Source organism: Armatimonas sp. (assembly GCF_043760365.1).
Lineage (GTDB): Bacteria > Armatimonadota > Armatimonadia > Armatimonadales > Armatimonadaceae > Armatimonas.
The window spans coordinates 1-1,727 of sequence record NZ_JAYUPA010000432.1 but is presented as its reverse complement, the minus strand read 5'-3'; the positions used below and the strand labels follow the sequence as shown (position 1 = coordinate 1,727).

The 1,727-nt window shown below is 62.7% G+C and carries 1 protein-coding gene; it reads right to left on the bottom strand.

The window, feature by feature from the left end; all coding sequences use genetic code 11:
* On the bottom strand, positions 1-1,727 hold a 1,727-nt coding region (locus ACH2EH_RS10155; RefSeq protein WP_395141320.1), incomplete at both ends, for a hypothetical protein.

The following is a 1,727-nucleotide window of genomic DNA, read 5'->3' as shown; positions in this document are numbered from 1 at the left end:
CCGCCGAAGCCGCCTGAGCCGCCCATCATTCCGCCGCTCCGACCATAGACAGCCCCATTCATCTCTTTTTTCTTCTCGGCTTCTTGTACTTTGAGCGGATCTTCTAGCTTGACGTAGCTACGCAGGTGCCAGTCGTTCACTCCGCTGCCACGGCGGGGATGGAAGGCGGCGACGAGATCGCCCATGCTCCAGCCTGCCAGTGCGTGAACGGACTCATCCACCACGGCCACGGCCACTTCGCCCCCGACAATCGGTTTGCCGTTGCTATCTTTGACACTGACATAAACCTCGGTCTCGCCACCGGGCGCGAGCGCGGCCACTTTCGGGCTTGCCACCACCGTGAGCTTCTTGCTGGCCGTCGAGACCGACAGATCCAGCTCGCCGCTGGCAAAAGCCGGGCGCTTGGCGAGCTTTTCTAAAGCCTTGCCGTCGTCGTCGGTGCGGGCCGCCGCCCCGACCAGCTCGATATGCGCATGGATATTGGGGAGGTAGTTCTCCTGAATCGGAATTTTGAGCGTGTAGGTCGGGCTGTTCACTGTGAAACGCTCGGTCTGGATCACGCCGTCGCGGCGCAGGGTCAGCACGCCCTCGGCGGGGAAGAACGGAGCCTGCAGCAGAATCTCGGCGGTCTGGCCGGGCGTGTACTCTTTCGCGCTGGGGATCAGTGTCACTTGCTCCTGCGAGAGATCCCGGCGCGGGCTGGGTTTTCCGCCCGCCACCCAGAGGGTTAGCTCGCTCTCATTGAGACGCTCTTTACTATCGCGCACCGTGGCTGAGACGCGCCACTGGCCACCGCTTGGTGCGGCAATTTGCGTCTCCACAGGGGTGCTGGCGGAGCGGACAGTCCACTCACGGATGTCTTTCTCCACCGACTGATAGCGCCCCTTGCTCCACTCCCATTCCTGGCGGGCAGCGCGAAGCTGGATCTCTTGCCCCCCCTCGATCTTGCCGTCAATGTCGCAGACGATGGCATCGAGCAGCAGGGGTTTGCCAGTTGCCACAAAAGTCGTCTTACTGCGCAGGCCCACGTAGCGCGCCGACGGATGCACCAGAACGGAGGTGCTCGCCGCCCACGTCTGGCGATTGACATCTTGAACAGCGGCCTGTGCACTCACCGAGTAGGGGCGTGCGGGCTTGACACCGTCAAAGTCAAGGTGCAGCCGGTGCACGCCCGTCGGGTCAGTGACGCCCGCAAAAGTCTGGCTGAGGTTGGCCTGACGCACAGGGCGGCCACTAAAACCACCCCGGCCTCGGAAGCCCATACCGTCCTCAAAGCCGCCAGATCTCCACCAGGGAGTCCACTTGCCGAACGTGAACTCGCTCCGGCCCGGTGGGGTGTAGCTCGTCGCGGTCGCCGTTGCCGTCCAGCTCACTTGCGCTCCGGGCAGTGGACCGCCTGCGTAGTAGGCCGCTTTGGTCGAGAGATCTGCACCCTTCGGGTCGGCGATAATATGCGGCCCTGCGCTCTCGCTCTTAGCCGTCACTTCAAACTCCGGGCGACGGAACTCCTGCACATTAAAGCTATGATTGGTCGCGCCGCCTGCACCGATAAAGGTGAGGTTTGTCTGACCAAGGTTGATCGTTTTGGGAAGCTCAAAGGCAACATCAAAGCCGCCCCAGGTATTAAGCTTGGTCTCGCCCTTGCTCACTTCGTTGCCTCGGCTGTCATTGAGCCGCCAGGCCAGCGGGGCGCTTGTGGGAAGCGCGAGCGTGGCAAGCTTGGTGCC